This is a genomic window from Microcella indica (assembly GCF_013414345.1).
GTDB lineage: Bacteria > Actinomycetota > Actinomycetes > Actinomycetales > Microbacteriaceae > Microcella > Microcella indica.
Genome location: NZ_CP058670.1, coordinates 1,287,935 through 1,313,984, shown reverse-complemented (window position 1 = coordinate 1,313,984; position 26,050 = coordinate 1,287,935). Strand labels below are relative to the sequence as shown.

Below are 26,050 nucleotides of genomic sequence, written 5' to 3'. Positions count from 1 at the left end.
TCAGCCTATTCGGCGCCCCCGACACCCAACCGAGAGCGCAGCGTGCTCCACACCTCGTCCGCCTGCTCGAGGGTGCGCTCGAGGGTGCCGGAGGCGTCGAGCACGATGTCAGCCAGAGCACGCCGCTCGTCGTCCGTGAGCTGGGCCGCGACACGCTCGCGCGCCTCCTGGTCGGTCATGCCGCGATGCTCGACCAGACGCCGCACGCGCGTCGGGGCCGGAGCATCCACCACCACGACGACGCCGAACTCGTCGCGCGCGCGTGCCTCAGCCAGCAACGGCACGTCGTAGACGATGAGTGCCTGCGGGTCGGCGTCGCGAGCCCGGGCTACGGCCTCACGGTAGAGGCGGTGAACCTCGGGATGCACGATCGCATTGAGGGCGGAGCGCTCAGCCTCATCGGCGAAGACCCGGCGGCCCAGCGCACTGCGGTCGAGGGCGCCGTGCTCGTCGAGCACATCGGCACCGAAGCGCTCGACGACGGCCTCGAGACCCGCCGACCCGGGGGCGACCGCCTCCCGAGCGAGCGCATCCGCATCGATGATCACCGCTCCGTGCTCGCGCCATCGGCGCGCGACGGTGCTCTTGCCCGCGGCGATTCCCCCCGTCAGCGCGATCACATCCACGCGATCCAGCCTAACGGCGCTCGCGCGGCCGATGCGGATATCATGGCGCTCAGCGACGGCGAGGGAGGGCGGAGTGCTCGAGATTCTCACAGGAACGGGCCTGGCGGTCGCCGCGGGTCTCAACGCCTACATCCCTCTCCTCATCCTCGGCCTCGCCGGACGCTTCATGGACGGTATCGAGTTGCCCGCGGCGTGGGTCTGGCTCTCCCACGACTGGGTGCTCATCATCATCGGCTCACTGCTCGTGATCGAGATCATCGCCGACAAGACTCCCGCGGTCGACTCCATCAACGACTGGCTCCAGACGCTCATCCGTCCGGCAGCGGGAGGTATCGTCTTCGGCACGGGAAGCGCGACGCAGACGGCCGCGGTCAGCGATCCGGCAGCCTTCTTCGAGAGCGATCAGTGGGTGCCCGTCGTCGTCGGCATCGTGATCGCTCTCGTCGTGCACGGCGGCAAGATGCTCGCTCGGCCCGCGGCCAACACTCTCACCGCGGGCGCTGCCGCGCCCGTGCTGTCGACCGGTGAGGACATCGGCGCGGTCGTGCTGAGCCTCCTCGCCCTTCTCATCCCCGTGCTCGTGATCGTCGCCCTCCTCGGGCTCGTGCTCGCGGTAGTGCTCGCCTTCCGGCGAGCCGGGCGTCGACGCCAGTCCGTCGAGCCCGTCCCCTCACCGCACTAGCGCCCGTCACCGCACGAGCGCCCCTCACCGCACGAGCGCCTCTCACCGCACTGGCGCCGCGACCCGCACGCACGAACGGGCCGCACTCGCGAGGAGTGCGGCCCATTCTGCCCGGATCACGCGCTGGGCGTGCCGTGCGGTGACTCAGTTCAGACGTTGCCGGAAAGCTTCTCGCGCAGCGCGGCGAGCGACGCGTCGTCGGCGAGGGTGCCCGCACCGGAGGCGTCGGAGCTGAACCCTGCGCCGCCCGTGGACGGAGCATCCAGGTTCTCGTCCTCGACGAGCGCGGTCGCGACCTGCTTCTTGTGCTGCTCCCAGCGGGCCTGCGCGGCAGCGTAGTCCTGCTCCCACTTGGCGCGCTGCTCGTCGAAGCCGTCCTTCCACTCGCCCGACTCGGGGTCGAAGCCGTCAGGGTACTTGTAGTTGCCGGCCTCGTCGTACTCGGTGGGCATGCCGTAGACCGCGGGGTCGAACTCGGTGCCCTCGGGGTCGACGCCCTCGTTCGCCTGCTTGAGGCTCAGCGAGATGCGACGGCGCTCGAGGTCGATGTCGATGACCTTGACGAACACCTCGTCACCGACCGACACGATCTGCTCGGCGAGCTCGACGTGCTTGGCGGAGAGCTCCGAGATGTGCACGAGGCCCTCGATGCCGTCTGCAACACGCACGAACGCGCCGAACGGAACGAGCTTCGTGACCTTGCCCGGTGCGACCTGACCGATCGCGTGCGTGCGCGCGAAGACCTGCCACGGGTCCTCCTGCGTCGCCTTGAGCGAGAGCGAGACGCGCTCGCGCTCGAGGTCGACCTCGAGAATCTCGACGGTGACCTCCTGGCCGACCTCGACGACCTCGCTCGCGTGTTCGATGTGCTTCCAGCTGAGCTCGGAGACGTGCACGAGTCCGTCCACTCCGCCGAGGTCGACGAACGCGCCGAAGTTGACGATCGACGAGACGACGCCCTTGCGCACCTGGCCCTTGGCGAGGTTGTTGAGGAACGTCGAGCGCGTCTCGGACTGCGTCTGCTCGAGCAGTGCGCGGCGCGAGAGCACGACGTTGTTGCGGTTCTTGTCGAGCTCGAGGATCTTCGCCTCGATCTCCTGGCCGAGGTACGGCGTGAGGTCGCGCACGCGGCGCAGCTCGATGAGCGACGCGGGCAGGAAGCCGCGCAGGCCGATGTCGACGATGAGGCCGCCCTTGACGACCTCGATGACGGTGCCGGTGACAACACCGTCGTCGTCCTTGATCTTCTCGACATCGCCCCAGGCGCGCTCGTACTGCGCGCGCTTCTTGGAGAGGATGAGGCGGCCTTCTTTGTCTTCCTTCTGGAGGACGAGGGCTTCGACCATGTCGCCGACGGAGACGACCTCGGTGGGGTCGACGTCGTGCTTGATCGAGAGTTCGCGCGAGGGGATGACGCCCTCGGTCTTGTAGCCGACGTCGAGGAGGACCTCGTCGCGGTCGATCTTCACGACGGTTCCTTCGATGAGGTCGCCGTCGTTGAAGAACTTGAGGGTCAGTTCGACCGCGGCCAGAAAGTCTTCTGCAGAGCCGATGTCATTGATGGCGATCTGCTCGGGTGCCTTGGTCGTTACGGTGGTCATAGAGATGAGTGCTCCGATGCGGACATGATTCAGGCCCGGGACGACGTGGTGCTGGAGTGTCGTTTCGGGTATGCGGACAGGATGGTCGTCAAATCGACGACTCTCCAGCCTATCCTGCTCGGCTCGGGACCGGCAAACCGCCCGTCCTCTGATCCACTAGTCCAGCAGCGCGCCGCGCAGGGTGTCGAGCCCCACTCCTCCGAGGTCGAGTGCGCGCTTGTGGAACGCCTTGTCGCTGTACGACGCTCCTTCTCGGGTTCGCGTCTCGGCGCGCAGCTGCTCCCAGATGCGTTGGCCGACCTTGTAGGAGGGCGCCTGCCCTGGCCAGCCGAGGTAGCGATGCACTTCGAAATCGATGAAGCCGTCGTTCATATTGACGTGGCGGTGCAGGAACGCGAAGGCGTCCTCGCTCGTCCAGACCGCGCCCGTCTCGGGGTGGATCTTGCCGAGGTGCACGCCGATGTCGAGCACCACGCGCGCTGCCCGCATGCGCTGGCCGTCGAGCATCCCGAGGCGGTCGGCCGGGTCGTCGAGGTAGCCGAGTTCCTCCATGAGCCGCTCGGCGTAGAGGGCCCAGCCCTCCGCATGCCCGCTCGTGCCGGCGAGCAGTCGGCGCCAGGAGTTGAGCTGCGCGCGGTTGTAGACCGCTTGACCGATCTGCAGGTGATGGCCGGGCACCCCCTCGTGGTAGACCGTCGTCGCCTCGCGCCAGGTGTTGAACTCGTCGACTCCTTCCGGGATGCTCCACCACATGCGACCCGGCCGTGAGAAGTCGTCGGTCGGGCCCGTGTAGTAGATCGCACCGCCGGCCGTGGGCGCGATCATGCACTCGAGGCGCTTCACGGGCTCGGGGATGTCGAAGTGGGTGCGCGAGAGCTCCTCGACGGCGGTGTCGCTGAGCTGCTGCATCCACTGCTGCAGCGCCTCGCGACCGTGCAGCTTGCGGGCAGGGTCGCGCTCGAGGTGCGCGATCGCGTCCTCGACGCTCGCGCCGGGCAGGATGAGGTCGGCGGTGCGGGATTGCTCCTCGACCATGCGCGCGAGCTCCTCGATGCCCCACTCGTAGGTCTCGTCGAGGTCGATCGTGGCGCCGAGGAATCGACGCGAGTGAAGCGCGTACAGCTCGCGCCCGACGGCGTCGGTCTCCGTCGCTGCGGGAGCGAGCTCCCGCTCGAGGAAGTCGGCGAAGGCGCTGTAGGCGGTCGCCGCGGTCTCGGCACCACGACGCAGCTCGGTGCGCAGCGCGGTGCTCAGCTCGCCCTGGGGCAGCGCCGCACTCTCGGTGAACTCGCCGAAGAAGCCGTCGGCGGCCGAGTGCTGCCTGGCCTGCGCGAGCACGCGCTCGACCTGGCGCCGTGCGGGTGTGCGGCCGAGCCGGATTCCCTCGCGCAGGGTCGACGCGTAGCCCTCGAGCGCGCGCGGTACGTTGCCGAGCTTGACGGCGATGGTGTGCCAGTCCGACTCGGTGCCGGTCGGCAGCAGGTCGAAGATCTCCCGGATGCTCTGCGCGGGTGACGCGATGACGTTGAGGTCGCGCTCCGTCCACCCCGCATCGTCGAGCTCGAGGTGCAGGCGCAGCTCGCTCGACAGGTCGGCGATCGTGACGCGGTCGACCCCATCGACGGCCTCCGCGGCCTCGAGCTCGGCGAGCACCGACCGGGCCGCCTGGGCGAGGCCCGCGGTGCCCTCCGGCGAGTAGTCGGCGAACGTCTCGACGGGCCCGGGCACTCCCGCGTAGATGGCCACGTCGGGGTCGAGCTGGGCGAGGGTGCCCACCCAGCCTTCCGCGATCGCGTCGACGCGGCTGGGGGTGCGGGCGGGAGCAAAGTCGGTCATGCGGGTCAGTCTAGTGAGCGGCGTCGTCCCAGTCGGCACCGATGCCCACCTGCACGTCGAGAGGGACGGCCAGTTCGGCCGCGCTCCCCATCCGCTCGCGCACGATGGCCTCGACTGCCTCCCGCTCCCCCGGCGCCACCTCGAGCACGAGTTCGTCGTGCACCTGCAGGAGCAGGCGCGACCCCAGCGACCGCGCGCGCAGGTCGTCGGCGACGCCGATCATGGCGATCTTCATGATGTCGGCGGCCGAACCCTGGATGGGCGCGTTGAGGGCGGCGCGCTCGGCGTTCTCCCTCAGCACTCGATTGGGGCTCGCGAGATCGGGGAAGGGACGACGCCGCCCGAAGATCGTCTCGGTGTAGCCGTCGACCTTCGCCTGCGCGACGACGCTGCGCAGGTAGTCCCGCACGGCACCGAATCGTGCGAAGTAGTCGGTCATGAGCTGCTTCGCCTCCGCGGAGGGGATGCGCAGCTGCTTGCTGAGACCGAAGGCACTGAGCCCGTAGGCGAGCCCGTAGCTCATCGCCTTGACCTTGGTGCGCATGGCGGGGGTCACGTCGGCGGGGTCGACCGAGAAGATGCGCGCGCCGACGAAACGGTGCAGGTCCTCCCCCGAGCGGAACGCCTCGATGAGCCCATCGTCCCCCGAGAGGTGCGCCATGATGCGCATCTCGATCTGCGAGTAGTCGGCGGTGAGCAGGCTCTCGTAGGCCTCCCCGGCCACGAAGGCCGCTCGAATACGGTGCCCGACCTCGGTGCGCACGGGGATGTTCTGCAGATTGGGGTCGGTCGAGGAGATGCGGCCGGTCGTCGTGCCGGTCTGCTCGTAGGTCGTGCGAATGCGACCGTCGGTATGGATCGAGGCGACGAGCGTCTCGATGATCTGACGCAGCTTCGTCGCGTCGCGGTGCTGCAGGAGCAGACCGAGGAAGGGGTGGGGATGCGCCTCCTGGAGATCGGCCAGGGCGGCCGCGTCCGTCGTGTACCCAGTCTTGGTCGCGCGCGTCTTGGGCATGCCGAGCTCCTCGAAGAGCACTTCCTGCAACTGCTTCGGCGACCCGAGGTTGACCTCGTGCCCGATCTCGGCGAACGCCTTCTGCGCGAGCTCTGCTGCGGTGTCGCCCAACTCGGTGCTGAGCGCCTCGAGCGCCGCGCGGTCGACGGCGACTCCCGCGCGCTGCATGGCCGCGAGCACGGGTGCAGTCGGCAGGTCGAGGTCGGTGAGCACGGTAGCGCTGCTCGGCACGAGCGACTCGCGCTGCGCAGCGGCCACGCGGTGCAGGTACCACGCCGAGGTCGCGGGCGAGACGGCGCCGGTGTCGGGCACGAGCTGGTTGGGGTCGGCCTCGGGCAGCGTGTCGCCGAGCACGCTGTGCACGAGGTCGGCGAGCGCGTAGGACTTCGCCCCGGGCCGCTCGATCCACGCGGCGAGCTTCGCGTCCCACACGACACCGGCGAGGGTGATGTCGAGCGCGCTGAGGACCGAGTGCGCCGACTTCGCGTCGGCGAGCACCTTCGGGTGGTCGCTCGCGAGCCACTGCTCGAGAGCGGCGTAGTCGGGACGGTGCGCGGCCCAGTTCACCTGCACGCTCTCGGTCGCGGTCGCGAGCCCGATCGCGTCGAGCTCGCCGAGCGGAGCATCCACGATGACGGCGATGTCGCCGCCGGCCTTGCTCGCGGCGCGCAACCAGGCCGCGAGCTCTTCGTCCACGAGCGTGCGCACCGCGGGCGTGTCGGCGTGCGGGGCGGCGGGTGCGTCGTCGACGACGGTGCCCTCGCTCGCGGCGATCTTGAGCACGCGCTCGGTGAGGGTGCGGAACTGCAGGCGCTCGAAAACCTCCTTGACGGCGGGCACGTCCATCGGCCGCCGCTCGAGGTCGCGCGGGCCGACCGGCAGCTCGACATCGGTCACGAGGCGGTTGAGGCGACGGTTGCGCTCGGCACGATCACGCTGCTCGCGCAAATTGTTGCCGACCACTCCCCCGATCTCGTCGATGTGCTCCCAAATGCCCTCGAGCGACCCGTACTGGGTGATCCACTTCACCGCGGTCTTCTCGCCGACCTTGTCGATGCCGGGAAGGTTGTCGCTCGTCTCGCCCACGAGGGCGGCGATCTCCGGGTACTGCTCGGGAGCGATGCCGTAGCGCTCGCGCACCGTCTCCGGGTCGTACCGCTTGAGCTCCGACACTCCGCGGGCGTTCGGATACAGGAGCGTCACGTCGTCGGTGACGAGCTGGATCGTGTCGCGGTCGCCTGAGACGACGAGCACGTGCATGCCTTCTGCGGCTCCCTGGGAGGCGAGCGTGGCGAGAATGTCGTCGGCCTCGTAGTCCTCCTTGGTGATCGTCGTCACGCTCATCGCGGCGAGTGCCTCCTGCAGGAGAGGAACCTGACCGACGAACTCGGGCGGGGTCTCTCCGCGCGTTCCCTTGTACTCCGGGTACTCGCGCGTGCGGAACGAGTAGCGCGAGATGTCGAACGCCACCGCCACGTGGGTGGGCTTCTCCTTCGCCAGAAGCCCCAGGAACATCGAGATGAAGCCGTGGATGGCGTTCGTGTGCTGCCCGTCTCGCGTGACGAAGCTGTCGATGGGCAGCGCGTAGAACGCCCGGAAGGCGAGCGAGTGGCCGTCTACGATGAGGAGCGTACACTTTTCTGAGTCCGTCACGCGGTCAGCCTAGCGAGGCGCACCGACCGTCGCCCGGGCCTGCCGACGCCCCTCGAGAGGAAACCGATGAACCGACTGCCCGATGATCTCGACCCGGAGCTCGTGGAGCGGCTCGTCACGACGCGCGGCGGAGCACTCGCGCAGAAGATGGAGATCGACTTCGTGGAGCTCTCCGCCGAGCACTCCATCGCGCGGATGCCCGTCGCGGGCAACACGCAGGTCATCGGTCTGCTGCACGGGGGCGCCCACGTCGTGCTCGGAGAGAGCCTCGGCTCGATCTCCTCCGCCATCCACGCCGGGCCGGGGCGCTACGCGGTCGGCATCGAGATCAACGCCACGCACAGCCGGTCCGTCACCGAGGGCATGGTCACGGGGACGTGCACGGCTCTCGTGCTCGGCCGCACGCTGTGCACGCACGAGATCGTCATCACCGACGACGAGGGCCGCCGGCTGTCGACCGTGCGCATCACCAACCTGCTGCGAGACCGCTAGGTCGACAAAGGGGTCAGTCCCGGACGGCTCAGTCGTCGGAGGGCTCTGCCGCGGCCTTCTTCGCGGGGGCGTCCTTCTTCGGCGCGAGCTGCTCGATGACAGCCTGGGCGACGGCCTGCATGGTCGTGCGGCGGTCCATCGACGCCTTCTGGATCCATCGGAACGCCTCCGGTTCGCTCAATCCCATGCGCTCATTGAGAAGTCCCTTCGCACGATCGACGAGCTTGCGCGTCTCGAAGCGCTCGACCAGGTCGGCGACCTCGCTCTCGAGCGTGAGGATCTGCTGGTAGCGGCTCAGGGCGATCTCGATCGCCGGCAGCAGGTCGTTCGGCGTGAACGGCTTCACGACGTAAGCCAGGGCGCCCGCCTCGCTCGCCTGCTCGACGAGCTCCTTCTGGCTGAACGCCGTCAGCAGCACGACGGGAGCGATGTGGTTCTCGCTGAGGCGCTTGGCCGCCTCGATGCCGTCTAGCTGGGGCATCCTGATGTCCATGATGACGAGATCGGGGCGCAGCTCGGTCGCGAGGGCTACCGCCGTCTCACCGTCACCCGCCTCACCGACGACATCGAAGCCGTTGTCGCGCAGGATCTCGACGATGTCCATGCGGATGAGCGACTCATCCTCGGCGACGACGACGCGTCGAGGTGCTGACGTGCTCTGTTCCTGATCACTCACGGTCACGAGCCTACGGTATCGTCAACATGCCGCTAACGAAGCGGCGTGGCCGGCTTGGCGGAATGGTAGACGCGGAGCACTCAAAATGCTTTGTCCGAGAGGGCGTGTGGGTTCGAATCCCACAGCCGGTACGCACCACTAGTCGCACGACACAACCGTGCGGTTCTGCGCGACGCGGTGCGTCGCGGGGTTCGAATCCCACAGCCGGTACGCACCACGAGTCGCACGACACAACCGTGCGGTTCTGCGCGACGCGGTGCGTCGCGGGGTTCGAATCCCACAGCCGGTACGCACCACTAGCGATTCGCGGGATCGAGACTCAGGGTCTCACCCACGTAGGCGAGCGCGGGGTCGTCGCCGGGCACGGCCCGCGCTGGGTTGAGGTAGAGAAGGTCGTCGAGGGTGACGCCGAAGCGCGCCGCGATCGAGGGCAGCAGATCGTCGTCCACCACCGAGTAGGCGACCGGGTAGCCATCCGACAGCTCGACCTCGCCACGCGCTCCCCCGGTCGGCCCGTCATCGGTCACGGCCAGCCCCGGCCGCATGTCGGGCAACGTCCAGGTGAGCGGCGCCACTCCGGCGACCGCGGAGATGCAGTCGTCGAGAGGCTCCCCTGAGCGCGTCAGGACCAGGTCGTCGAGGTAGGCGGGGTCGGGCCACGGGGAGTCTCCATGACCGAAGCCGCCGAGGGCGAACGAGTACGTCGGCGCCGGAACGAAATCGCCGAACCCGTGCAGACCCGCACGCGTCGACGCGCAGTACTCGCCGGGCACGAAGGTCTCCGTGCCCAGGTAGGGGGTCAGCAGACCGTCGAACTTGGTCCCGAGGTCGTCGATGCGCACACCGAAGCCTCCGTCACCCGTTGCGGTGATGGTCACCGTGCCGGTCGCGTCGCCCGCGAGGGTCCCCGTCGCGACGACCTCCCCGGCGTCGAGCGTCGGACGCGGGGCGGCGCCGAGCACCCCGGGCTCGACTGGCGCCGTCTCAGCGGCGGCGGGCGCCACGCCGGGCTCAGAAGGCCCGGTGCACCCTGCGACGACGAGAACAACGGCCAGGGCTACGCCACAGCCGATCATCCGATCCCGGCGACCAGGCCGATGCAGCTCGCGTCCCGTCATGAACGCGAGCGCACATCGGCTACGCCGCGCGGAGTGCTCTACTCGACGCTGCCGCCCGCGATCCACGCGGGCAGCTCGGTGCCCACCGTGTCACCGACGGTGTGCACGCGGATGTCGTTGGTGCCGCCCGAGACTCCGGGAGGCGAGCCGGAGATCACGACGACCTTGTCGCCGGTCTCCGCGAGACCGCGCCCGAGGAGTACGTCGTCGACCTGTCGGTACATGGCATCGGTGTGGGTGACGCTCTTGACGAGGAACGACTCGATGCCCCACGTGAGCGACATGCGGCGCTGCACGTTCGGGTTCGGCGTGAACGCCTTCATCGGGATGCGGAACCGCAGCCGCGACATGCGACGAGCCGAGTCGCCGCCCTCGGTGAAGACGCACACGTACTTGGCCTCCACGAACTCTGCGACCTCTGCGGCGGCGAGCGTGATGGCGCCGCCCTGCGTGCGCGGCTTCGTGCCGAGCGGCGGGATGCGCTCGAGCCCGTGCTCCTCGGTCGCGGCGACGATGCGCGCCATCGTGGAGACGGTGATGACGGGGAACTCCCCCACGCTCGTCTCGCCACTGAGCATGACCGCGTCCGCACCGTCGAGGACGGCGTTGGCGACATCGCTCGTCTCGGCGCGCGTCGGGATCGGGCTGCTGATCATCGACTCGAGCATCTGAGTCGCCACGATGACGGGCTTCGCCATGCGGCGCGCGAGCTCGACGGCCCGCTTCTGCACGATCGGCACGGCTTCCAGGGGAAGCTCGACCCCGAGGTCGCCGCGCGCGACCATGATGCCGTCGAAGGCGTCGACGATCTCCTCGAGTGCGTCGACCGCCTGAGGCTTCTCGATCTTCGCGATGACGGGCAGCGTCACGCCCTCGTCACGCATGATCTCGTGGACGCGCGTGATGTCGCCCGCGTTGCGTACGAACGAGAGCGCGATGTAGTCGGCACCGAGGCGCAGGCCCCAGCGCAGGTCGTCCTCGTCCTTCTCCGACAGAGCGGGGACGTTGACGGCGACGCCGGGCAGGTTGATGCCCTTGTTGTTGGAGACTGCGCCAGCGACGACGACCTCGGTGCGCACGCGCACTCCGTCGGTGTCGAGCACGCGCAGCTTCACCTTGCCGTCGTCGACGAGCAGGAAGTCGCCAGGCTTGACGTCCTGCGGCAGGCCCTTGAAGGTCGTGCCGCACTGCTCCTTCGTGCCGAGCACCTCCTCGGTCGTGATCGTGAAGATGTCGCCCTCGGCGAGCTCGTGCGGGCCGTCGGAGAACTTCCCGAGCCGGATCTTGGGGCCTTGCAGGTCGACGAGGACGGCGACCGGGCGCCCCGTGTCCTCCGCGGCCTTGCGCACGTTTCCGTACACCTCCTCGTGCAGGTCGTACGTGCCGTGGCTGAGGTTCATGCGAGCGACGTCGACGCCGGCCTCGATGATCGCTCGGATGTTCTCGTAGCTCGACGTCGCCGGCCCGAGGGTGGCGACGATCTTTGCTCGTCTCATGGCTTCCTTCACTGTGGTGGTGGTGGGGTGGAGAAGGGAGGTGCGTAAGGGTGGGCGGGCCGCTAGACGCGTAGCGGTTGGTCGGTGGCGCGCACGGGCGCAGGCAGCTCGCTGCTGCCCTGCAGGTAGCGGTCCGCCTCGGCAGCCGCTGCGCGGCCCTCGGCGATCGCCCAGACGATGAGCGAGGCTCCGCGGCCCGCATCGCCCGCGACGAAGACGCCGGGCTCGGAGGTCGTGTAGTCGGCAGCGCGCGACACCGTGCCGTGGTCCTCGAACGGGATGGACAGCTGGGGCTCGAGCGTGTCGCGCTCGGCCCCCGTGAAGCCGAGGGCGAGCAGCACGAGGTCTGCGGGGATCTCGTGCTCGGTGCCGGCCTTCGGCACGCGGCGCCCCTCGACGAACTCGGTCTCGGCGACGCGCAGGGCGCGCACTTCACCAGCGTCGTTGCGCAGGAATTCGACCGTCGAGGCGAGGTAGCGCCGCTCGCCGCCCTCCTCGTGGGCGCTCTGCATCTCGAAGAGCGTCGGCTGCAGGGGCCACGGCTGGTGCTCGGGGCGCTCCGCGGGCGGCTGCACGCCGATCGCGAGGTTGGTGACGCTCAGGGCGCCCTGGCGATGCGCGGTGCCGATGCAGTCGGCACCGGTGTCGCCGCCGCCGAGGACGACGACGTGCTTGCCCTCGGCCGTGATCTGGTCGTCGACGGTGTCGCCCGCCTGCACGCGATTGGACTGCGTGAGGTACTCCATCGCGAAGTGCACGCCGAGTGCATCGCGCCCCGGGATGGGCAGGTCGCGCGGCTGCGGGGCGCCCGTGGCGACGATGACGGCGTCGTAGCGGTCGCGCAGGTCGCTCCAGGTGATGTCGCGGCCGATCGTCACCCCGGCGCGGAACCGGGTGCCCTCAGCCTGCATCTGCGTGAGCCGGGCATCCAGATGGCGCTTCTCCATCTTGAAATCGGGGATGCCGTACCGCAGCAGGCCGCCGATGCGGTCATCCCGCTCGAAGACGGCGACGGTGTGGCCGACGCGCGTGAGCTGCTGGGCGGCAGCGAGGCCTGCGGGGCCGCTTCCGACGACAGCGACGGTCTTGCCGGTGAGCCGCTCGGGCGGGATCGGCTGCACCCAGCCGTTGTTCCACGCGTTCTCGATGATCGACGCCTCGACCTGCTTGATCGTCACGGCAGGCTGGTTGATCGCGAGCACGCACGAGGCCTCGCACGGAGCGGGGCACAGCTTGCCGGTGAACTCCGGGAAGTTGTTGGTCGCGTGCAGTCGCTCGATCGCCTGGCGACCCTCACCGCGCCAGGTCAGGTCGTTCCACTCCGGGATGAGGTTCGCGAGGGGGCATCCCTGGTGGCAGAAGGGCACTCCGCAGTCCATGCACCGCCCGGCCTGGCGGCGCAATTGCGCCGGGTCGCCCTGCTCGTAGACCTCTTTCCAGTCCATGAGTCGAATCGGCACGGGCCGGCGCGGCGGCAGCTCGCGCTCGGTCGTCTTCAGAAAGCCGCGGGGGTCAGCCACCGGTCACCTCCAGAATCCTCTCCCAGACGACGTCGCCGTCCGGATCCAGTCCTTCGTCCGCCGCCGTGCGGCGCGTTTCGATCACCGCGGCGAAGTCGCGCGGCATGACGGTCGTCATGCGACCGAGGGTCGTGTCGAGGTCGTCGAGCAGGCGGTCGGCGAGAGCCGACTCGGTCTCGTCGCGGTGCCGGCGGAGAAGCTCCGTGACCTCGTCGCGCTCGATGTCGGTGAGCGGGCGCAGAGTGAGCTCGCCCGAGTCGATCGCATCGCGATTGACGCGTTCGGGAACCAGGTCGAGCACGTACGCCGTCCCGCCAGACATGCCGGCGCCCAGATTGCGGCCGGTGGCCCCCAGGATGAGCGCCGTGCCGCCGGTCATGTACTCGAGAGCATGGTCGCCCACGCCCTCCACGACGGCGGTTGCCCCCGAATTGCGCACGAGGAACCGCTCGCCCACGATGCCGCGGATGAACATCTCACCGCTCGTCGCGCCGTAGCCGATGACGTTGCCGGCGATGACGTTGCGCTCGGCATGGAAGACGCTCTCGCGGTGCGGGCGCACGATGACGCGCCCGCCCGAGAGCCCCTTGCCGACGTAGTCGTTGCTGTCGCCGAAGAGTCGCAGGGTGATGCCGTTCGGGAGGAAGGCACCCAGGCTCTGACCAGCGGAGCCCGTGAGCGTCACGTCGATCGTGTCGGTCGCGAGGCCCTCTTCTCCGTGCCGCAGCGTGACCTGGTGACCGAGCATTGTTCCGACCGCGCGCGCCGTGTTGCGCACGGGCAGGTCGATGCGCACGGGACCACCGTTCTCGAGGGCGTCACCGCTCAGGCGGATGAGCTCGTTGTCGAAGTGCTCGTCGATCTCGTGATCCTGCTCGACCGTCTTGATGCGCGGCACGTCGTCGGCGAACACGGGCCCTTCGAGGATCGGGCGCAGATCGAGGCCATCAGCCTTCCAGTGGCGCACGGCACGATCGATGTCGAGCAGCTCGGTGCGCCCGATCGCCTCGTCGAGCGAGCGGAAGCCGAGCTCGGCGAGGTACTCGCGCACCTCCTCGGCGAGGAACTCGAAGAAGTTCACGACGAACTCGGGCGTGCCGGTGAAACGCTCGCGCAGGACAGGATTCTGCGTCGCGACGCCGACCGGGCACGTGTCGAGGTGGCACACGCGCATGAGGATGCAGCCCGAGACCACCATGGGTGCCGTGGCGAAGCCGAACTCCTCGGCGCCGAGGAGCGCAGCGATCACGACATCGCGGCCTGTCTTCATCTGGCCGTCGACCTGCACGGTCACGCGATCCCGCATGTTGTTGAGCATGAGCGTCTGCTGCGCCTCGGCGAGACCGAGCTCCCACGGGGTTCCCGCGTGCTTGAGCGAGTTGAGCGGGCTCGCCCCCGTGCCGCCGTCGTGACCGGATACCAGAATGACATCGGCCTTGGCCTTCGCCACTCCCGCCGCCACCGCGCCGATGCCCGACTGGCTCACGAGCTTGACGTGGATGCGCGCGGACGGGTTGGAGCGCTTGAGGTCGAAGATGAGCTGCTTGAGGTCTTCGATGGAGTAGATGTCGTGGTGCGGCGGAGGCGAGATGAGCCCGACACCGGGAGTTCCGTGCCGCAGCCGCGCGATGAGCGGATAGACCTTGTTGGAGGGCAACTGACCGCCCTCCCCCGGCTTCGCACCCTGGGCCATCTTGATCTGGATGTCGTCGGCGTGCGTCAGGTACATGCTCGTGACGCCGAATCGGCCCGAGGCGACCTGCTTGATCGCGCTGCGCCGCTCGGGATCGAGCAGGCGCTCCGTCGACTCCCCGCCCTCGCCCGTGTTCGATCGGCCCCCGAGCCGGTTCATGGCGATGGCGAGCGTCTCGTGCATTTCCGGGCTGATCGCACCGAGGCTCATCGCCCCCGTCGTGAACCGGGTCACGATGGAGGCGACCGACTCGACCTCGTCCAGTGGAACGGGAGGACGCTCGCCGGTCTTCAGGCGGAACATCCCGCGCAGCGTCATGAGCCGCTCTGCCTGCTCGTCGACAGACCGGGTGTACTCACGGAAGATGTCGTAGCGCTTCGAGCGCGTTGCATGCTGCAGGCGGAAGACCGTCTGCGGATCGAACAGATGCGGCGGGCCCTCGCGGCGCCACTGGTACTCGCCACCGGTCTGCAGCCGCTCGTGCGGGTTGACCGGCACGCTCGGCGGGTAGGCGAGCGCGTGGCGCGCGGCGTTCTCGCGCGCGATCGTCTCGATGCCGACACCGCCGAGGATGCTCGTCGTACCCGTGAAGTACTCGTCGACGAAGTCCTGGTCAAGACCGACCGCCTCGAAGGCCTGAGCGCCTGCGTAGGAGCTCACGGTCGAGATGCCCATCTTGGACATGATCTTGAGCACGCCCTTGCCGAGGCCCTTGATGACGTTGCGCACCGCCGCCTCGGGCGTGAGGCCCGTGATCATGCCGGAGCGCACGAGGTTCTCGACGGTCTCCATCGCGAGGTAGGGGTTGACGGCGGAGGCGCCGAAGCCGATGAGGAGCGCGATGTGGTGCACCTCGCGCACGTCGCCAGCCTCGACGATGATCCCGACGCGCATGCGCTTCTCGGAGCGGATGAGATGGTGGTGCACCGCGGAGAGCAGCAGCAGGGAGGGGATCGGCGCGAGATCGGCGTTCGAGTCGCGATCGCTCAGCACGACGAACTCCGCGCCGTCGTCGATCGCTTCGTCGACCTCGGCGCACACCGCCGCCAGTCGCTTCTCGAGCGCCTTGGGGCCGCGATCCACACGGTAGAGCCCGCGGATCGTCTTGGTGAGCGAGCTGCCCGGACGCGGATCGATGTGCTGGATCTTTGCGAGCTCGTCGTTGTCGATCACGGGGAAGTCGAGGACGACCTGGCGCGCGTGCCGGGGAGTGGCCGCGAGCAGGTTGCGCTCCGGCCCGAGGCCGAGCCGCATCGAGGTCACGACCTCTTCTCGGATCGAGTCGAGGGGCGGGTTCGTGACCTGCGCGAACTGCTGGGTGAAGTAGTCGAAGATGAGCCGCGGACGATCGGAGAGCACGGCGATGGGAGTGTCGGACCCCATGGCGCCGAGGGGCTCGGCACCCGTCCTCGCCATGGGGGTGAGGAGAATGCGCACCTCCTCCTCCGTGTAGCCGAAGGTGCGCTGGCGGCGCACGATCGAGGCGGGGGTGTGCACGATGTGCTCCCGCTCCGGGAGATCCTTGAGGTTGATGCGCTGGGTCTCCAGCCACTCGCCCCACGGGCCGGATCCGGCGATCTCGCTCTTGATCTCGTCGTCCTCGATGATGCGGCCCTCGGCGGTGTCGACGAGGAACATCCGGCCAGGGCGCAGCCGGCCCTTGCGCACGACGCGGGCCGGATCGATGTCGAGCACGCCGATCTCGCTCGCGAGCACGACGAGGCCGTCGTCGGTGACGAGGAACCGGCCGGGACGCAGCCCGTTGCGGTCGAGGGTCGCGCCGACGAGGTCGCCGTCGGTGAAGGTCAGCGCCGCAGGGCCGTCCCACGGCTCCATGAGCATGCCGTGGTACTCGTAGAAGCTTCGGATGTCGGGGTCGATATCGACCTGGTTCTCCCACGCCTCGGGCACCATCATCATGATCGCGTGAGGCAGTGGTCGGCCCCCGAGCTCGAGAAGCTCGACGACCTCGTCGAACGAGGCCGAGTCGCTCGCGCCGGGCGTGACGATCGGGAACACGTCGCTCAGATCGCCGAAGACCTCGTTCTCGAGCTGAGACTGTCGGGCGCGCATCCAGTTGCGGTTGCCCTGCACGGTGTTGATCTCACCGTTGTGCGCCATCATGCGGAACGGCTGCGCGAGCGGCCACGACGGGAAGGTGTTCGTCGAGTAGCGCGAGTGCACGAGAGCGAGCTTCGACGCGAAACGCTCGTCGCTCAGGTCGGGGTAGAACGGCTCGAGCTGGAGCGTCGTGACCATGCCCTTGTAGACAAGTGTGCGGCTCGAGAGCGAGGGGAAGTACGACCCGAGCTCGCGCTCGGCGCGCTTGCGCAGACGGAAGGTCTGGCGGTCGAGAGCGATGCCGACCAGCGCCTCGCCGTCGGCGTCGTGACGGCGGGACCGCACGAAGAGCTGCTCAAAGGTCGGCATCGCCGCGCGCGCCAGGTTGCCGATGTTGTCGGGGTCGATGGGCACCTCGCGCCAGCCGAGGACCTCGAGGTCCTCCTCGCCGGCGATGCGCTCGATCTCGCTCCTCTCGGTCGCCCGCTCGTCGTCGTCGGTGGGCAGGAAAGCCATGCCGACGGCGTACGCCCCCACGGGCGGTAGGTCGAAGGCCGTCACCGCACGCAGGAACTCATCGGGAATCTGCGTGAGGATGCCCGCACCGTCGCCCGTGCCGGCATCGGACCCGATCGCGCCGCGGTGCTCGAGGTTGCGCAGCGCGTCGAGCGCCGCCTGGATGATGTCATGACCTGCCGTGCCCCGCAGAGTAGCGACCATCGCGAGGCCGCACGCATCGTGCTCGCGCGCAGGGTCGTACAGGCCCTGCGCGGCAGGCACGGAGGAGAACCGCTCGTAGGGAGAGGCTGAAGCCATGGAAGAACCGTCCTCACGGTGAGACTGGAGGCGTACGGGACGTCGCTGGCCCGATGATGAACTGGTCGCGCGGCAGGGATTCGTCGACCCCGTCGAGTGGTCGAGGGTGGCGACCGCGGCGCTATGGTGTGGCGCCGGCCCCGCTTGTGGCGGAGGAAGACCCAGCGCGTGCGCCGGACTCCGCAGCGTCGTTGCCGTCGTCGTCCGAGTCGGAGTACACGTCGTCAGAGTCTACCCCAGCGGTCGGATCCCACTCCCGGCCGGGCTGGTAGACCGAGGGCTCGTCGCCCGTGTGACGACGCCTCTGCACGAGCACGATGATGAGACCCAGAAGTACCGCGCCCCAGGCCGCCCACACGTTGACGCGCACGCCCAGGAAGAGCTCGCTGGGGTCGAGGCGGATCGTCTCGAAGACGCTGCGGCCGACCCCGTACCAGATGAGGTAGGCGCCGAGCAGCTTGCCCCACTGGACGCGCAGGCGAGCATCGAGCAGGAGGAGCACGGCCACGCCGGCGAGATTCCAGATGATCTCGTAGAGGAACGTGGGGTGGAAGAGGGTGTCGTCGGGGAGGCCGACGGGGATCGCCGCATTCGGTCGGTCGATCTCGAGACCCCAGGGCGCGTTGGTCGGCAGACCGAAGAGCTCCTGGTTGAACCAGTTGCCCAGTCGTCCGAAGGCCTGCGCGAGAAGGAGGCCCGGTGCGAGGGCGTCGGCGAAGGCCGTGAACCGCACACCCGTCACGCGGCAGCCGATCCATGCGCCGATCGCGCCGCCGAGAAGCGCGCCGAAGATCGCCATGCCGCCCTCCCAGATGCGCAGCGTGGCGAAGAGGTCTGCTCCCTCGAAGAAGTAGTCGTTCGGATGCGTCAGCACGTGGTACACACGACCGCCGATGATGCCGAAGGGAACGGCGAAGAGCGCGATATCGAGCACGATCCAGGGCTCAGCACCACGGCGCGTGAGGCGGTAGTGCGTGAGCAGCACGGCTGCGATGATGCCTGCGAGGATGCACAGCGCGTATGCGTAGATGTTCAGGTCGAAGCTGAACCAGCTCAGACCCAGGTCGCGCAGCCATTGCCCGAGGTTGAAGACCTGCCACTCGGGATCGGGGCTCGGGATGCTCATGGGGTGGGTCACGGTGACGAGGTACCTTTCTGGCCGGAGGGCTCGATCAGCCTAGCGGCGTCGGGTGCGGCTCTGGGGGTCAGTCGGTGCCCGCGGCGAGTTCGGCTGCCGCGCTCGCGACGGCGCTCACGCCGCCCTCCGCGAGCGCGGTGACGAGTCGGGAGCCCACGATCGCTCCATCCGCGTACTCGAGGACATCGCGTACCTGATCGGCCGTGGAGATGCCGAGCCCGACGCACGCGGAGGTCGAGCCCGCGTCGCGCAGGCGGGTCACGACGCCGCGTGCCGCAGCGTCGACGTCGGCGCGCGCTCCCGTGATGCCCATCGTGGAGACTGCGTAGACGAAGCCGCGGCTCACCTCCACTGCCCTCTGCAGCCTGGCCGTGCTCGACGAGGGCGCGGCGAGGAACACCCGGTCCAGACCGAGCCCGTCGGAGACCGAGAGCCACTCGGCGGCCTCATCGGGGATGAGGTCGGGGGTGATGAGCCCCGCACCGCCCGCGTCGCGCAAGGCACTCGCGAAGCGCTCGACGCCGTACTGCACGACCGGGTTCCAGTAGGTCATCACGAGGACGGGAGCGTCCACCCGGGAGCGGATGCGCTCGAGCGCCGTGAAGCCGTCCCGCAGCCGGAAGCCGCGCTCGAGCGCGGCCTGCGTCGCCGCCTGGATGGCCAGGCCGTCCATGACGGGGTCGCTGTACGGGAGACCGAGCTCGATGATGTCGACGCCGTTCTCGACGAGAGCCACGGCTGCCTCGACGCTCGTGTCGAGATCGGGGAACCCGACCGGCAGGTAGCCGATGAGAGCCCCCGAACCGGCGTCGACCCGAGTGGCGATCGTGGTCTCGACGCTGCTCGTGGTCACGAGTCCTCCCCCGCCTCGGCCGCGTCGAGAAGCCCGAAGTAGCGCGCAGCGGTCTCCATGTCCTTGTCGCCGCGGCCGCTGAGGGAGACGAGCACAGTACCGTCTGGCCCGAGCTCGCGGCCCAGCAGGAGGGCGCCGTGCAGGGCGTGGGCCGTCTCGATGGCGGGGATGATGCCCTCCGTGCGGCTGAGCAGGCGCAGAGCATCCATGACTTCGGCGTCGGTGACACCGTGGTACTCGGCTCGCCCGATCTCGGCGAGCCAGGCGTGCTCGGGGCCGACGCCGGGATAGTCGAGACCCGCCGAGATCGAGTGCGATTCCATGGTCTGGCCGTCCTCGTCCTGCAGCATGAGGCTGCGCGCGCCGTGCAGGACGCCCGGGCGGCCGCGGGTGATCGTCGCGGCGTGGCGCAGCGTGTCGACGCCGTCACCGGCGGCCTCGCTGCCGACGAGCCGGACCTCCGCGTCGTCGAGGAAGGCGTGGAAGATGCCCATCGCGTTGCTGCCGCCGCCCACGCAGGCCACGACGGCGTCGGGCAGGCGTCCGGTGAGCTCGAGCACCTGCTCGCGCGCCTCCGTGCCGATCACGGCGTGGAAGTCGCGCACCATGGTCGGGAACGGGTGGGGCCCCGCGACCGTCCCGAGCAGGTAGTGCGTCGTCTCGACGTTCGCGACCCAGTCGCGCAGGGCCTCGTTGATGGCGTCCTTGAGTGTGCGGGAGCCCACCGTGACCGGGACGACGGTGGCCCCGAGCAGGTTCATGCGCGCGACATTGAGCGCTTGGCGCTCCGTGTCGACCTCACCCATGTAGACGACGCATTCGAGACCGAACAGTGCGGCAGCGGTCGCGCTCGCCACACCGTGCTGGCCCGCGCCCGTCTCGGCGATGATGCGCGACTTGCCGAGCCGCTTCGCGAGGAGCGCCTGGCCGAGCACATTGTTGATCTTGTGGCTGCCCGTGTGGTTGAGGTCTTCGCGCTTGAGCAGGATGCGCGCTCCGCCGGCGTGCTCGGCGAACCGTCGTGCCTCGGTGATGATCGAGGGGCGGCCCGTGTAGCTGCGGTGCAGCTCGGCGAGCTCGGCGGCGAACGCGGGATCAACGCGAGCGGCCTGGTAGGCCTCATCGAGCTCGTCGAGCGCAGCGATGAGGGATTCGGGTACGAAGCGCCCTCCGAACGAGCCGAAGTACGGGCCGACCTGTTCGCGCAGACTCATCTGACCGCCAAGAATTCGTGGAGTGTGGCGACGGGATCGCCACCGGTGACCAGGGCTTCGCCCACGAGGACCACATCGGCCCCCGCACGACGGTAGTGCTCGACGTCTGCGACACCGCTGACGGCCGACTCCGCGATGCGCACCGTTCCGTCGGGGATGCTCGGCGCCAGCCGCCCGAACAGATCGCGATCGAGCTCGAAGGTGCTGAGGTCGCGCGCGTTGACGCCGATGATGGAGGCTCCGAGCGCGACCGCACGCCGCACCTCCTCCTCGTCGTGCGTCTCCACGAGCGGCGTCATCCCGAACTCGAGCACGAGAGCGTGCAGCTGAGCGAGCGTCGCGTCGTCGAGCGCGGCGACGATGAGCAGCACGAGATCGGCCCCGGCGGCGCGGGCCTCGAGCACTTGATACGGCTCGGCGATGAAGTCCTTGCGCAGCACCGGGATGTCGACCGCCGCTCGCACCGCAGAGAGATCGTCGAGGCTGCCGCCGAAGCGGCGCTCCTCCGTGAGCACGCTCACCGCGGCGGCACCGCCCGCTGCGTAGGAGCGCGCGAGGTCGGCGGGGTCGGGGATCTCCGCGAGCGCGCCGCGCGAGGGGCTCGCGCGCTTGACCTCGGCGATGACCTTGATGTTCGCACCGCGCTGCAGCGCCGCGCGCGCATCGAGGGCGGGAGGCGCGGCGACCGCCGCCGCCTCCACGTCACTCAGCGAACGCGACTGTCTCCGCCGAGCCGCGTCGTCACGCGCACCGGCGACAAGACCATCGAGCACTTAGGAGTGCGCCTTCGGCATGTAGCGCGGACCCTGCACCCCGTAGCCCGCCTTCGCCATGACGCCACCGATGATCCAGCCGAGCAGGACGACGCCGGCGCTCGCCCAGACGACCCAGGCCACGGAGAAGAAGAACGCGATCGTGCCGATCGTGAAGCCGACGAGCATGATCGTGACGGCCGTCCAGGCGGCGGGCGAGTGGCCGTGGCCGGGCTCAGACTGGGCGTTCATGTCTCTCCATCGCGTCGAGTGCAGGTACCCCGTCAGTCTACCGTGTCGTCGGGTCGCGGCCGTCGCTCAGCGCGTCCCAGTCGCCGATGCTCTGATCCCTCTGCCGGTCGCTCGCGTCGCCGGCGTCTGACGGCGCCGACGGTGCACTGTAGGTGGCCGTCCCGTCGGCGGCTGAACCCTCGGGAGACGGACCCTCGGGCCGGTCGAACCGCTCCACCCGACGCGGCCATCGGCGCGACGTGACCGCGATGGCGAGACCGGCGACGCCGAGGACTGCCCCGAGCACGATGGCGCTCACGGGCCCTGCGGTCAGCGCCGCGGTGTCGACGAGCGCACGCACTGATCGCTCCCCCTCCACACCCGTGAGCTGGGTCACGCTCGAGGCGGCGGCCGCGACGGGGTCACCGGCGGCACGGAGGCTCACGGCGACGACGAGAGCACCCAGGAGCGCGAGCAACGCGCCCAGGACGGGGCGGATGCGCGCACTGGCGAGCGCGAGCGCGGAGGTGAGGGCGAGGGATGCGACTGCGATGGCGGGCAGCACAGCCGCTGCGCGGTCTCCCCCCGCGGCGATGCGCACGCCGTCGTCGAGGGTGAGCACGATCCACGGCTGCGCCCACACGATGAACAGTGCCACCGCGATCACCGGGGGCGCGAGCAGGGAGACGAGGCGTAGGCGCGAGCCGCGCCGGGCATCCGTGGTCATGATCAGGCCCTCGCGTCGCCCTCGACAGCACGCAGCGCGTTCGCGATCGCGACCGCCCGCAGAGGCGCGGCCGCCTTCGCGACCGTCTCCTGCAGCTCCGCGTGGGGCTGCGAGTCGGCGACGAGCCCTGCACCGGCCTGGACGCGCGCGACACCATCGGCCAGGAAGGCCGTGCGGATGGCGATCGCCAGATCGGTGTCGCCCGAGAAGGCGATGTAGCCGACCACGCCGCCGTACACACCGCGCCGCGCCGGCTCCAGCTCGTCGATGATCTCGAGGGCCCGGGGCTTCGGGGCGCCGCTCAGAGTCCCCGCGGGGAAGGTTGCGCGAAAGACATCGATCGGAGAGGAATCGCTGCGTAGGGAGCCCTCGACGCTCGAGACGAGGTGCATGATGTGGCTGAAGCGCTCGACCTGCATGAATTCGGTCACCTCGACGGTGCCGGCCTGACAGACCTTCGACAGATCGTTGCGTGCGAGGTCGACGAGCATGAGGTGCTCGGCCTGCTCCTTGCGATCGGCGAGCAGCTCGTCCGCGAGCTCGCCGTCCCGCTCGGGCGTGTCGCCCCGCGGTCGTGACCCGGCGATCGGGTGCATGTAGACGCGCTCGCCGGTCACCTTGACGAGCGCCTCGGGCGACGAGCCGACGATCGCGTAGGGGTTGCCCTCCACCGTCTCGAGGGTCAGCGTGTACATGTACGGCGAGGGGTTGAGGGCACGCAGCACGCGGTAGACGTCGAGAGCGCTCGCGGTGAGCTCGTGGTCGAACCGCTGGCCGATGACGACCTGGAACACATCCCCATCGCGGATGAACTCCTTCGAGCGGTCGACGGCGGCGAGGAACTCGGCCGGCGTCGATCGGTGATGCGGCGCGGGCGCGACCTCGAGATCGATGCGGGCAACGTCCGGCGAGGCCGTCATGGTCATCGCGCGCTCGAGACGATCGAGGCGCACGTGAGCGTCCTGCCACAGCTCATCCTGCGTGGCCTCTCCATCGTTGAGGGCGCTCACGATGAGCGAGACCGTGCCGCGACGGTGGTCCATCACAAGCAGCTCGGAGACGAAGGCGAGGGCGAGCTCGGGGCACGGGAAGTCTCTCGGCGGCGCATCAGGCAGGTTCTCCACCTGCCGCACGGTGTCCCAGCCGATGAAGCCGACGAGCCCTCCCGTGAGCGGAGGATGCGCGGGGTCGTGCGGGGACCGCCACCGCGAGTAGAGCGTCTCGAGGGCGTCGAGAGAGCGCGCCGGTGCGGAGCCTCCGAACGCGCGCTCCTCCTCCAGCCCGTCGGCGAGCCACGCGGTCGCGCCGTCGTGCTCGGTGAGCACCCCGAAGGACCGGACTCCGACGAACGAGTAGCGCGACCAGATGCCCCCCTGCTCAGCCGACTCGAGCAGGAAGCTGCCCGAGCGTCCCTCGCCGAGTGCGCGGTAGAGCCCCACCGGGGTGAGGGCGTCCGCGAAGAGGGTGCGGATGACCGGTACGACGCGCGCCTGCGCGCACTGGCGCGCGAAGGCCTCCCGCGTCGTGTCCCCGGGCGCGCTCACGACGACCCCTCCGGGCTCTGGACGAGGACCACGGGCTGGAGGGGGTCGACGTCGAAGCACGCGTGGGCGCCCGTGTGGCACGCGGCACCTACCTGGTGCACGCGCACGAGAAGGGTGTCGCCGTCGCAGTCGAGGGCGGCCGATCGTACATACTGGGCGTGCCCGCTCGTGTCGCCTTTGCGCCAGTACTCCTGCCGGGAGCGACTCCAGAAGGTGACTCGCCCCTCGGTGAGGGTGCGTCGCACGGCTTCGGCGTCCATCCACCCGAGCATGAGCACGTCTCCGCCGTCGTCCTCCTGGATGATGGCGGGGATGAGCCCGGCGGCATCGAAGCGGATGCGTGCCAGTACGGGCTCAGCGCCCTGCATGCTCTCGCTCATCGCACCATCATCCCTTCCTCGCGCAGCGCGCCCTTGACCTCGCCCACGGTGAGCTCTCCGCTGTGGAAGACGCTCGCGGCGAGAACGGCGTCGGCACCGGCGATCAGCGGCGGCGCGAAATGCTCGAGTGCGCCGGCGCCGCCGGAGGCGATGACGGGCACCGTGGAGAGCGCCGCGATCGCGCTCGTGAGCTCGAGGTCGAAGCCTTGCTTGGTCCCGTCCGCGTCGATCGAGTTGACGAGGAGCTCCCCTGCCCCGCGTTCGATCGCCTCGCGGGCCCAGGCGAGGGCGTCCAGGCCCGCACGCTCCCGCCCGCCGTGCGTCGTGACGACGAAGCCGCTCGGCTGCCCGGTATCTCGCGTCACATCGAGCGATACGACGCAGACCTGCGCGCCGAAGCGCTGCGCGATCTCGTCGATGAGCTGCGGGCGGGCGATCGCCGCGCTGTTCACACCGATCTTGTCGGCGCCGTGGGCGAGAAGTCGCGCGACATCGTCGACGGTCCTGACCCCTCCCCCGACGGTGAGGGGGATGAAGACCTGCTCGGCGGTCTCGCGCACGACCTCGTACATCGTGTCGCGGTTGTCGACGGTCGCCTTCACGTCGAGGAAGGTGATCTCGTCGGCTCCCTGCTCGAAGTATCTGCGCGAGAGCTCGATCGGATCGCCCGCGTCGCGCAAGCCCTGAAAGCGCACGCCCTTGACGACGCGCCCCGCGGCGACGTCGAGGCACGGGATGACGCGGACGGCGAGACTCATCAGATGCGGGCGGCGTGGATGGGGCTCACGAGGATGGCGCGGGCGCCGAGCTCGTAGAGCTCGTCCATGACGTGATTGGTGTCGTTGCGGGGCACCATCGCGCGCACCGCGACCCAGTCGGGGTCGGCGAGAGCGCTCACGGTCGGCGACTCCAGGCCCGGGGTGACCGCCTGAGCCCGCTCGAGGAGGCTGCGCGGCAGGTCGTAGTCCATGAGCACGTACTGGCGGGCGACGAGCACACCCTGCAGGCGACGTTGCAGCGTCGCGATGCCCGGGCGTTCCGGCTGGGCGCTGATGAGCACGGCCGTCGACTCGAGGATGACCGGGCCGACGATCTCGAGACCCTGCGCGCGCAGCGTGGAGCCCGTCGAGACGACATCGGCGACTGCATCGGCGACGCCGAGGCGCACAGCAGACTCGACCGCGCCGTCGAGGCGCACGAGCTGCGCCGTGACGCCCTGGCGCTGGAGGAAGTCCTCCACGAGCCCCGGGTAGCTCGTCGCGATGCGCCGTCCCTGCAGGTCGGCGAGCTCGCTCACCACTCCAGGCTCGGCCGCGAAGCGGAAAGTCGAGTGACCGAAGTCCAGACTCGAGATCTCCGTCGCTGCCGACCGCGAGTCGAGCAGCAGGTCGCGCCCGGTGATGCCGACGTCGAGGGCACCCGAGCCCACGTATGTCGCAATGTCACGCGGGCGCAGGTAGAAGAACTCGACGCCGTTGCGGGGATCGGCGACGGTGAGCGCGCGCGGGTCGCGCCGACCGGTGTACCCGGCCTCGTGCAGCATCTCGCCAGCCGTCTCGGCGAGCGAGCCCTTATTGGGCACGGCGATCTTGAGCATCTGATCGTTCACTTCCATGGTCGCCGACACCGCAGTGACGGGCGCGGGATCACAGGTGCCGATACACGTCGTCGAGGGTGAGCCCCTTGGCGATCATGAGGACCTGAAGGTGGTACAGCAGTTGGGAGACCTCTTCGGCCGTGGCGGAGTCCGATTCGTACTCGGCGGCCATCCAGACCTCAGCGGCCTCCTCGACGATCTTCTTGCCGATCGCGTGGATGCCGGCGTCGAGCTGCGCCACGGTGCCGGAGCCGGCCGGTCGCGCGGCAGCCTTCTCGCTCAGCTCGACGAAGAGCGTCTCGAAAGTCTTCACGCCCTCCAGGCTACCG

Annotated in this window: 22 protein-coding genes and 1 tRNA gene; 3 read left to right on the top strand and 20 right to left on the bottom strand. The window is 69.4% G+C overall.

Annotated elements, in window-relative coordinates; translation table 11 throughout:
• Window positions 1-5: 5 nt before the first annotated feature.
• Window positions 6-626 carry a dephospho-CoA kinase gene (gene coaE / locus HUJ41_RS06360; RefSeq protein ID WP_179871852.1) on the bottom strand — a complete coding sequence of 207 codons (621 nt, stop codon included), beginning with the start codon at window positions 624-626 and terminating at the stop codon, window positions 6-8.
• Between the two features lie 73 nt (window positions 627-699).
• On the opposite strand from coaE, the gene HUJ41_RS06355 reads away from it, so the two are divergent.
• Window positions 700-1,308 carry a DUF4126 domain-containing protein gene (locus HUJ41_RS06355; RefSeq protein ID WP_218925586.1) on the top strand — a complete coding sequence of 203 codons (609 nt, stop codon included), beginning with the start codon at window positions 700-702 and terminating at the stop codon, window positions 1,306-1,308.
• A 149-nt stretch (window positions 1,309-1,457) separates the two neighbouring features.
• Here HUJ41_RS06355 and rpsA read toward each other — a convergent pair whose 3' ends face one another.
• The 3 genes from rpsA to polA all read right to left on the bottom strand — a co-directional run bounded on the left by rpsA (window position 1,458) and on the right by polA (window position 7,413).
• Window positions 1,458-2,909: a 30S ribosomal protein S1 gene (gene rpsA, locus HUJ41_RS06350; protein WP_179871850.1), complete on the bottom strand. Its 1,452-nt coding sequence runs from the start codon at window positions 2,907-2,909 to the stop codon at window positions 1,458-1,460.
• 156 nt (window positions 2,910-3,065) lie between these two features.
• Window positions 3,066-4,745 (bottom strand): DUF885 domain-containing protein, encoded by a 1,680-nt coding sequence (locus tag HUJ41_RS06345; RefSeq protein WP_179871849.1) that lies wholly within the window; start codon window positions 4,743-4,745, stop codon window positions 3,066-3,068.
• Between the two features lie 10 nt (window positions 4,746-4,755).
• Window positions 4,756-7,413, bottom strand: coding sequence for a DNA polymerase I (gene polA, locus HUJ41_RS06340; RefSeq protein ID WP_179871848.1), 2,658 nt, complete (start codon window positions 7,411-7,413; stop codon window positions 4,756-4,758).
• 66 nt (window positions 7,414-7,479) lie between these two features.
• Here polA and HUJ41_RS06335 point away from each other — a divergent pair, with 66 nt between their 5' ends.
• A complete protein-coding gene (locus HUJ41_RS06335) occupies window positions 7,480-7,905 on the top strand; it encodes a hotdog fold thioesterase (protein WP_179871847.1) in 426 nt (141 codons plus the stop codon).
• 28 nt (window positions 7,906-7,933) lie between these two features.
• Here HUJ41_RS06335 and HUJ41_RS06330 read toward each other — a convergent pair whose 3' ends face one another.
• On the bottom strand, window positions 7,934-8,581 hold the full coding sequence (locus HUJ41_RS06330) for an ANTAR domain-containing response regulator (protein WP_179873905.1): 648 nt from the start codon (window positions 8,579-8,581) through the stop codon (window positions 7,934-7,936).
• A gap of 48 nt (window positions 8,582-8,629) precedes the next feature.
• Between HUJ41_RS06330 and HUJ41_RS06325 the strand changes: the two genes are divergently transcribed.
• Window positions 8,630-8,712, top strand: a tRNA-Leu gene (locus HUJ41_RS06325).
• 165 nt (window positions 8,713-8,877) lie between these two features.
• On the opposite strand, the gene HUJ41_RS06320 is transcribed toward HUJ41_RS06325, so the two are convergent.
• The 15 genes from HUJ41_RS06320 to HUJ41_RS06250 all read right to left on the bottom strand — a co-directional run bounded on the left by HUJ41_RS06320 (window position 8,878) and on the right by HUJ41_RS06250 (window position 26,034).
• The gene (locus HUJ41_RS06320; RefSeq protein ID WP_179871846.1) at window positions 8,878-9,699 is read right to left on the bottom strand and encodes a LysM peptidoglycan-binding domain-containing protein; all 822 of its coding nucleotides are present in this window, start codon (window positions 9,697-9,699) and stop codon (window positions 8,878-8,880) included.
• Window positions 9,700-9,737: 38 nt separating this feature from the next.
• Window positions 9,738-11,195 carry a pyruvate kinase gene (pyk, locus tag HUJ41_RS06315; protein ID WP_179871845.1) on the bottom strand — a complete coding sequence of 486 codons (1,458 nt, stop codon included), beginning with the start codon at window positions 11,193-11,195 and terminating at the stop codon, window positions 9,738-9,740.
• Between the two features lie 62 nt (window positions 11,196-11,257).
• Window positions 11,258-12,715 carry a glutamate synthase subunit beta gene (locus HUJ41_RS06310; protein ID WP_179871844.1) on the bottom strand — a complete coding sequence of 486 codons (1,458 nt, stop codon included), beginning with the start codon at window positions 12,713-12,715 and terminating at the stop codon, window positions 11,258-11,260.
• Window positions 12,708-17,285, bottom strand: a complete 4,578-nt coding sequence (gene gltB, locus HUJ41_RS06305) for a glutamate synthase large subunit (protein WP_179871843.1) — start codon at window positions 17,283-17,285, stop codon at window positions 12,708-12,710. Before gltB ends, HUJ41_RS06310 begins: the two co-directional genes overlap by 8 nt.
• A 121-nt stretch (window positions 17,286-17,406) precedes the next feature.
• The gene (gene lgt / locus HUJ41_RS06300) at window positions 17,407-18,411 is read right to left on the bottom strand and encodes a prolipoprotein diacylglyceryl transferase (RefSeq protein WP_179873904.1); all 1,005 of its coding nucleotides are present in this window, start codon (window positions 18,409-18,411) and stop codon (window positions 17,407-17,409) included.
• Between the two features lie 79 nt (window positions 18,412-18,490).
• Window positions 18,491-19,276 (bottom strand): tryptophan synthase subunit alpha, encoded by a 786-nt coding sequence (gene trpA / locus HUJ41_RS06295; protein WP_179871842.1) that lies wholly within the window; start codon window positions 19,274-19,276, stop codon window positions 18,491-18,493.
• Complete coding sequence (gene trpB, locus HUJ41_RS06290) at window positions 19,273-20,490, bottom strand: tryptophan synthase subunit beta (protein ID WP_179871841.1); 1,218 nt, start codon at window positions 20,488-20,490, stop codon at window positions 19,273-19,275. The genes trpA and trpB overlap by 4 nt, the downstream gene beginning before the upstream one ends.
• A complete protein-coding gene (gene trpC, locus HUJ41_RS06285; RefSeq protein WP_179871840.1) occupies window positions 20,487-21,263 on the bottom strand; it encodes an indole-3-glycerol phosphate synthase TrpC in 777 nt (258 codons plus the stop codon). The genes trpB and trpC overlap by 4 nt, the downstream gene beginning before the upstream one ends.
• A complete protein-coding gene (locus tag HUJ41_RS06280; protein ID WP_152582863.1) occupies window positions 21,264-21,494 on the bottom strand; it encodes a DUF6704 family protein in 231 nt (76 codons plus the stop codon).
• 37 nt (window positions 21,495-21,531) lie between these two features.
• Window positions 21,532-22,200 carry a Trp biosynthesis-associated membrane protein gene (locus HUJ41_RS06275; protein WP_179873793.1) on the bottom strand — a complete coding sequence of 223 codons (669 nt, stop codon included), beginning with the start codon at window positions 22,198-22,200 and terminating at the stop codon, window positions 21,532-21,534.
• 2 nt (window positions 22,201-22,202) lie between these two features.
• Window positions 22,203-23,744, bottom strand: coding sequence for an anthranilate synthase component I (locus tag HUJ41_RS06270; protein WP_179873792.1), 1,542 nt, complete (start codon window positions 23,742-23,744; stop codon window positions 22,203-22,205).
• On the bottom strand, window positions 23,741-24,124 hold the full coding sequence (gene hisI, locus HUJ41_RS06265) for a phosphoribosyl-AMP cyclohydrolase (protein ID WP_179873791.1): 384 nt from the start codon (window positions 24,122-24,124) through the stop codon (window positions 23,741-23,743). Before hisI ends, HUJ41_RS06270 begins: the two co-directional genes overlap by 4 nt.
• Window positions 24,121-24,882, bottom strand: coding sequence for an imidazole glycerol phosphate synthase subunit HisF (gene hisF, locus HUJ41_RS06260; RefSeq protein ID WP_179873790.1), 762 nt, complete (start codon window positions 24,880-24,882; stop codon window positions 24,121-24,123). Before hisF ends, hisI begins: the two co-directional genes overlap by 4 nt.
• A complete protein-coding gene (gene hisG / locus HUJ41_RS06255) occupies window positions 24,882-25,721 on the bottom strand; it encodes an ATP phosphoribosyltransferase (RefSeq protein ID WP_179873903.1) in 840 nt (279 codons plus the stop codon). The genes hisF and hisG overlap by 1 nt, the downstream gene beginning before the upstream one ends.
• Window positions 25,722-25,770: 49 nt before the next feature.
• Complete coding sequence (locus tag HUJ41_RS06250) at window positions 25,771-26,034, bottom strand: phosphoribosyl-ATP diphosphatase (protein WP_179873789.1); 264 nt, start codon at window positions 26,032-26,034, stop codon at window positions 25,771-25,773.
• Window positions 26,035-26,050: the final 16 nt, after the last annotated feature.